The following is a 7604-nucleotide window of genomic DNA, read 5'->3' as shown; positions in this document are numbered from 1 at the left end:
CCACACACCTCATCGAACACGTCCGCAAACACCGGGAACGCGTCATACAACTCACGCCCCATCCCCAACCGCTGCGCACCCTGCCCCGCGAACAGAAAGGCCGTACGACCCTCCTCATCCGTGACCGTGCCGGGAGTGACACCGGAGATGAGCTGGTCCAGGCCACGGAGGAATTCCTCACGGTCGGCGCCGACCACCGTGGCACGGTGGGAGAACGCCGAACGGCTCAGCGCCAGCGAATACCCCACATCCACCGCCGACAGCTCCGGCCGCGCGGCCACAAACGCCCGCAACCGCTCCGCCTGCCCCCGCAACGCGGCCCCACCACGACCCGACAACACCCACGGCACCACACCCACCGCCACATCGGCCGATCGCTCCGCGAGTGCCTCGTCGGGTTCGACGGGCTCCACAGGCTCGACGGGCTTGTCAGGCGCCTCCTCCAGGATCAGATGGGCGTTGGTACCGCTGATACCGAAGGCCGAGACTCCCGCGCGGCGCGGGCGTTCCGACCGTGACCAGTCCCTGGCCTCGGTCAGCAGCTCCACCTCACCCGCGGACCAGTCCACATGGGGCGTCGGCTCCTTGATGTGCAGGGTCCTGGGCAGCAGGGCGTTGCGCAGCGCCATGACCATCTTGATGACACCGGCGCCACCCGCGGCGCCCTGGGTGTGGCCGATGTTGGACTTGAGCGCGCCCAGCCACAGCGGACGCCCCGCCTCCCGCCCCTGGCCATACGTGGCCAGGATCGCCTGTGCCTCGATGGGGTCGCCCAGCCGGGTGCCAGTGCCATGGGCCTCGACCGCGTCCACCTCGGCCGCCGTCAGCCCCGCGTTCGCCAGCGCCTGCCGGATCACCCGCTGCTGGGACGGGCCATTGGGCGCGGTGAGACCGTTACTCGCACCGTCCTGGTTGACAGCCGAGCCACGCACCAGGGCCAGTACCGGATGGCCGTTGGCCCGTGCGTCGGACAGCCGCTCCAGGAGCACCATGCTGACGCCCTCGCCCCAGCTGGTGCCGTCGGTGTCGGAGGAGAACGCCTTGGAGCGCCCGTCCGGTGCGAGACCGCGCTGACGGCTGAACTCGATGAACAGACTGGGGGTGGACATCATCGTCGTACCGCCCGCCAGCGCCATGCTGCACTCGCCCTGCCGCAGCGCCTGTGCCGCCTGGTGGATGGCGACGAGCGAGGAGGAGCAGGCGGTGTCGATGGTGAGCGCCGGTCCCTCCCAGCCCAGGGAGTAGGCGATCCTGCCGGACACCACACTGGCGGCCTTGCCGGTCAGCAGATAGCCCTCCATGTCCTCGGGTATCTCGCCGAGGTGCGCGGCGTAGTCCTGGCCGGTGCTGCCGACGAACACACCCGCGGTGCTGCCCTTGGTGGTGTGGGGGTCGATGCCCGCCCGCTCCAGCGCCTCCCACGACGTCTCCAGCAGCAGCCGCTGCTGCGGGTCCATGGCCAGGGCCTCGCGCGGGGAGATCCCGAAGAACTCGGGGTCGAAGTGGTAGGCGTCGTAGAGGAAACCGCCTTCCTTGGCGTAGCTCTTGCCGGGGGTGTCGGGGTTCGGGTCGTACAGCTCCTCGACGTTCCAGCCGCGGTCCGTCGGGAACGTGGAGATGACGTCCCGGCCGTCGGCCACCAGCTCCCACAGGTCCTCGGGGCCGCGCACACCGCCCGGTAGCCGGCAGCTCATGGCCACGATGGCGATGGGGTCGTCGTCGACGGGGCGTACGGCGGCCACCACCGTTTCGGTGCGTGCCTCCTCGCCCAGGGCCTCGCGTCGGAGGTGGCCGACGAGGACCGCGGGGGTGGGGTAGTCGAAGAGGAGGGTGGTGGGCAGGCGCAGTCCGGTGGTGGCACCGAGCCGGTTGCGCAGTTCGACGGCGGTGAGCGAGTCGAAACCGACTTCCCGGAAGGCCCGGTCGGCCCCGATGTCGTCGGAGGAGGAGAGCCCGAGCACGGACGCGGCGTGTTCGCGTACCAGGTCCAGCAGGAACGGCTCGCGGTCGGCGGGTGCCAGACCGGCCAGCCGCTCGCCGAAGGAGGTCTCGCCGTCGCCGGTGTCCCCGGTCGCTCCGGTGACGCGTACGACACGCCGGGCGGGTGTCCTGACCAGACCGCGCAGCCAGCCGGGGACGGCCGGCTGCTCGGGGGTACCGCTCGCGGCCCGACGGCGCAGCTCGGCCAGGTCGAGCCGGACGGGGACCAAGGTGGCATCCCCGACGGCCCGTGCCGTGTCGAACAGTGCCATGCCCTCCGCGCTGGGCAGCGGCCGAATGCCGGAGCGCGCCATGCGCTGCACATCGGCGTCGGCCATGTGGCCGCTCATACCGCTGCGCTGTTCCCACAGGCCCCAGGCGAGGGACTGGGCGGCCATACCGTGGGCCCTGCGGTGCTGGGCGAGGGCGTCGAGGAAGGCGTTGGCGGCGGCGTAGTTGGCCTGACCCGCGTTGCCGATGGTGGCGACGACCGAGGAGTACATCACGAACGCGGCCAGGTCGAGCCCGGCGGTCAGCTCGTGGAGATGCTGTGCCGCGTCGGTCTTCGGCCGCATCACCCGGTCCACGCGTTCGGGGGTCAGCGCGTCCACGACGCCGTCGTCGAGGACACCCGCGGCGTGGATGACGGCGGTGAGCGGATGGTCGGCGGGGATCGCGGCGAGGACATCGGCGAGCGACCGACGGTCGGCGGCGTCACAAGCGGCGACGGTGACGGAGGCCCCCGACTCGGCCAGTTCGGAGCGGAGTTCGGACATGCCCTCGGCGGCGGCTCCCCGTCGGCTGAGGAGCAGCAGATGCCGTACGCCGTGCTCGGTCACCAGATGGCGGGCGACCAGTCCGCCGAGGGTGCCGGTGGCGCCGGTGATGAGCACCGTGCCCTCGGGATCCATCCGGCGGTGGTCGCCGGTGTGTTCACCGGTCTCGATGGCCACCCGGCCCAGCCGGGGCACCCTCAGCCGGCCCTCCCGCAGCGCGGACTGCGGCTCGCCCGAGGCCACGGCGTGTGCCAACGCATCCGCCGAATCGCGGTGTCCGTCGAGGTCCACCAGGGCGAACCGGCCGGGACTCTCCGACTGCGCGGAGCGCACCAGACCCCATACGGCGGCGTGGGCCACGTCCGGAACCTCTTCGCCGGGTACGGCCGCGACGGCGCCCCGGGTGATGAACACCAGCCGGGTGGCGCTCAGTCGCTCATCGGACGTCCACGTCTGGATCAGGGAGAGCGCCCGGTGTGCGGCGCTGCGGGCCGCCTGCGCCACCTGGCCGTCCGGCTGGCCATCCCGCTCCGCCGGGCCGCAGGGCACGAGCACGACCTCGGGGGCCCCGGCGGTGGTGTCGTAGGGCACCGCACCCAGGGCGGGGCCGAGCCCCAGTGTGTCCTCGCCGAGCACCGCACAGTCCAGCGGCGGCGCCGTGGACGGATCCGGGGTCCGCACAACGGGCCACTCCAGCCGGAACAGCGACGGGTGGTACGTGTGGCCGCCACCGCTCAGCTCTTCCGCCGTCACGGCACGCGGTACGAGACGCTCGACGGAGGCCACCGGCCGGCCGTCCGGGTCGGCCGCGTCGAGCGCGTAGCCGTCCGGTCCGGCCGGGGTGAGGCGTACGCGCAGCGCCGTGGCGCCGGTGGCGTACAGGGTCAGCCCGCCCCATACGGAGGTGAGCCGCAGTTCCCCACCGTCACCGGGGAGGTCCAGCGCGCCGACCGCCGTCTCCAGCAGGGCCGGGTGGAGGCCGTAGCGCGCGGCATCGGCCTGTTCGTCCTCGGTCAGTCCGACCTCGGCGAAGAGTTGGTCGCCGAGCCGCCACACCGCGACGGCACCGCCGGCCGCCTCGACCGGGACGGCGTCGGCCGGGGGCCACACCGTGAGGTCGAAGGCCGGGGCCCCGGCACCGGTGCCGAGGGTCGCCGTGGCACACCGGGTCCACGGCTCGTCGGGGTCGGCGTCCTCGGGGCGCGCGTGGACACCGAGGGTCCGCGTGCCGTCATCGTCCGGGGCGCCGAGGTGCACCTGGAGCAGCACCGCGCCCTTCTCGGGCAGCACCATGGGCGCGTCCAGCGACAGTTCCCCGATCCGGTCGCAGCCCACCCGGTCACCCGCGTGCAGGGCAAGCTCCACGAAGGCACTGCCCGGCAGGACGGTCAGGCCGGGGGCGGTGCCGTCGGCCGGCCACGCGTGGCTCTGGGCGGAGATCCGGCCGGTGAACAGGTGGCCGTCGGCTCCCGCCAGTGCCACCGCGGCCCCCAGCAGGGGGTGTTCGGCCGCGTCGAGCCCCGCCCTGGCCACATCGCCCGCCGCCACCGGCTTGTCCAGCCAGTAGCGCTGCCGCTGGAACGGATACGTCGGCAGGTCGGCGCCGGGCGCACCCCGTCCGGCGGTCACCGCGGGCAGGGTGAACACCTTCGCCCAGTCGGGTTCGATCCCCTGCGCGTACGCCTCGGCGAACGAGGTGGTGAAGCGCTGCGCGTCGCCCTCCTCACGGCGCAGGGTGCCGACGATGGCGGCGTCCACCCCGCTGTCCTCGACGGTCTGCTGGAGCGACATGGCGAGCATGGGGTGCGGACTGCACTCGATGAACGCCGTGTGGCCGTCGGCCAGCAGCGCCCGGGTGGCCCGCTCGAAGTCGACGGGCTCGCGCATGTTCCGGTACCAGTAGCCGGTGTCCAGCCCGGTGGTGTCCAGCGGGCCACCGGTCACCGTGGAGTAGTACGCGATCCGGGACGGGAGCGGCGCGACACCGGCCACCTCGCGCAGCAGCCGCTCACGCAAGGCATCGACCTGCGGGGAGTGTCCGGCGGTGTCCACACCGGGGACACGGCGGGACTTCACCCCGTCGGCCGCCAGCTCGGCCATGAAGGCGTCCAGCGCCTCGGGGTCGCCGGAGACCGTCACGGTCCCGGGGCTGTTCACGGCGGCGATGCCCAGCCGCTCGCTCCAGGGCACCAGACGCCCGGCCACAGCTTCGGCCGAGGCCAGCACCGACAGCATCCCGCCCTTGCCGCTCAGTTCGTACCACGCCTGGCTCCGCCGGGCCACGACCCGGGCAGCGTCCTCCAGCGAGAGCCCGCCCGCCACGTACGCGGCGGCGATCTCACCCTGTGAATGGCCCACCACGGCGGACGGTTCGATCCCGTGCGAGCGCCACAGCGTGGCCAGGGACACCATCACCGCGAACAATGCGGGCTGGACCACGTCGATGCGGGACAGCGGGGGCGCGTCCGGCTCGCCGCGCAGCACCTCGCGCAACGACCAGTCCAGGAAGGGGTCCAGGGCGTCGGCGCAGCGCTCCAGCTGCTCGGCGAAGACCGGCGAGGAGTCCCACAGCGCAAGCGCCATGCCGATCCACTGCGAGCCCTGGCCGGGGAAGACGAACACGGCCTTCCGGCCGCTGCCGCCCGCCGTGCCCTCGACCACGTTCGGCGCGGTGATGCCCCGTGCCAGCGCGTCGAGCCCGTCGAGCAGCTGCTCCCGGTCGCGGCCGATCACCACACCGCGGTGGGCGAAGGCCGTCCGGGAGAGGGCGAGCGCACCACCCAGCTCCACGAGATCGAGGTCGAGGTCGTCGCCGAAGCGGTGGGTGAGGTGGTCTCGGAGCTCGGCGGCACGTGCGCGCAGCGCCAGCTCGGTACGGCCCGACAGCACCCACGGCAGAACGGCGGCGGAGGTCGCGGGCTCCGGGGTCGCCTGGGACCCGGCAGGTGCCTGCTCGAGGATGGCGTGCGCGTTGGTGCCGCTGATACCGAACGACGACACACCGGCGCGGCGCGGCCGCTCGACGGACGGCCACTCCCGGGCCTCGGCGAGCAGCTCCACGGCCCCCGAGGTCCAGTCGACGTGCGGGGAGGGCTCGCGCACGTGCAGTGTCCTGGGCAGCACACCGTGTCGCAGCGCCATCACCATCTTGATGACACCGGCCACGCCCGCCGCCGCCTGGGGGTGGCCGACGTTGGACTTCAGCGAACCGAGCCACAGCGGACGGTCGTCGGGACGGCCCTGACCGTAGGTGGCCAGCAGCGCCCCGGCTTCGATCGGGTCCCCCAGCGAGGTGCCGGTGCCGTGGGCCTCCACCGCGTCCACCTCGTCGCCGGACAGTCCGGCGTCGGCCAGGGCCTGCCGGATGACCCGCTGCTGGGACGGTCCGCTCGGCGCGGTCAGACCGTTGCTCGCGCCGTCCTGGTTGGTGGCGGAGCCGCGTACCAGCGCCAGCACCTGGTGGCCGTTGGCACGCGCGTCGGACAGCCGCTCCAGCAGGACCATGCCCACGCCCTCGCCCCAGCCGGTGCCGTCGGCGTCCGACGAGAACGCCTTGCAGCGCCCGTCGGGCGACAGCGCCTTCTGGCGGCTCAGCTCGACGAAGATGCCGGGGCTGGACATCACCGTGGCGCCGCCGGCCAGCGCGAGCGAGCACTCGCCCTGGCGCAGCGACTGACAGGCCATGTGCAGGGCGACCAGCGACGACGAGCACGCGGTGTCCACGGTGACCGCCGGGCCCTCCAGGCCGAAGGTGTACGCGATGCGGCCGGACGCCACGCTGGTGGTGCCACCGGTCAGCAGATAGCCCTCGAACCCCTCCGACGCCTCGTCCATCCGCGGGCCGTAGTCCTGGGGCATGGCGCCGACGAAGACACCGGAGGCGCTGCCCTTCACCGAGGCCGGGTCGATACCGGCCCGCTCGAACGCCTCCCACGCGGTCTCCAGCAGGAGCCGCTGCTGCGGGTCCATGGCCTGGGCCTCGCGCGGGCTGATGCCGAAGAAGGCGGGGTCGAACCGATCGGCCTCGTAGAGGAATCCGCCCTCGCGCACATAGCTGGTCCCGTGGCGTGCCGGATCCGGGTCGTACAGCCCCTCCAGATCCCAGCCACGGCTGGTGGGGAAGCCCGCGATGGCGTCCCGGCCCTCACTGACCAGCTGCCACAGCTCCTCGGGGGTACGGACACCCCCGGGCAGGCGGCAGCTCATCGCCACGATCGCGATCGGGTCGTCGTCACCGGCGGTGGCACGCCGGGTGGGCGTGACGGCCGTCGCCGGGGACCCGGCCACGACATCCTGGATGTGGCGGGACAGCGCCAGGGGGGTGGGGTAGTCGAAGAGGAGGCTGCCGGGAAACCGCGCTCCCGTGGCGGAGCCGAGGAGGTTGCACAGTTCGACGGACATGAGCGAGTCGAAGCCCAGGTCCTTGAAGACGGTGTCGGTGTCGACGGCCTCGGGCCTCCGCTGGCCCAGTACCCGTGCGGTGTGGGCGCGGACGAGCTCGAGGGCCACGCGCTCACGGTCGGCGGGGTCGGTGAGGGACGCGAACTCCTGGCGCCATGAGAGCGGTTCACCGGCGGATACGTCCTCCGCCTGGGGCAGCGGGGTGTCCAGCCAGTAGCGCTGGCGTTGGAAGGCGTAGGTGGGCAGATCGACCCGGCGGGCGCCACGGCCTTCGAAGACCCGCTCCCAGTCCACCGTGCCACCATGGGCGTGCAACTGACCGATGGCGGTGTGCAGAGCCTCCACCTCGCCACGGTCCTTGCGCAGCAGCGGGATGAACGCCGCCTCCGGAACACACTCCTGACCCATCCCGGACAACACACCAACCGGCCCCAGCTCCACGAACCG

1 protein-coding gene is annotated in these 7604 nt (G+C 72.8%); it reads right to left on the bottom strand.

The features are described from left to right. Positions 1-7565: SDR family NAD(P)-dependent oxidoreductase (locus AC07FT_RS36185; RefSeq protein WP_479180410.1), on the bottom strand; the 7565-nt coding region annotated here is incomplete at its 3' end. Positions 7566-7604 lie beyond the last annotated feature (39 nt).

It is taken from the genome of Streptomyces sp. NPDC045899 (assembly GCF_056431485.1).
This window is presented reverse-complemented; position numbering and strand designations above follow the sequence as displayed.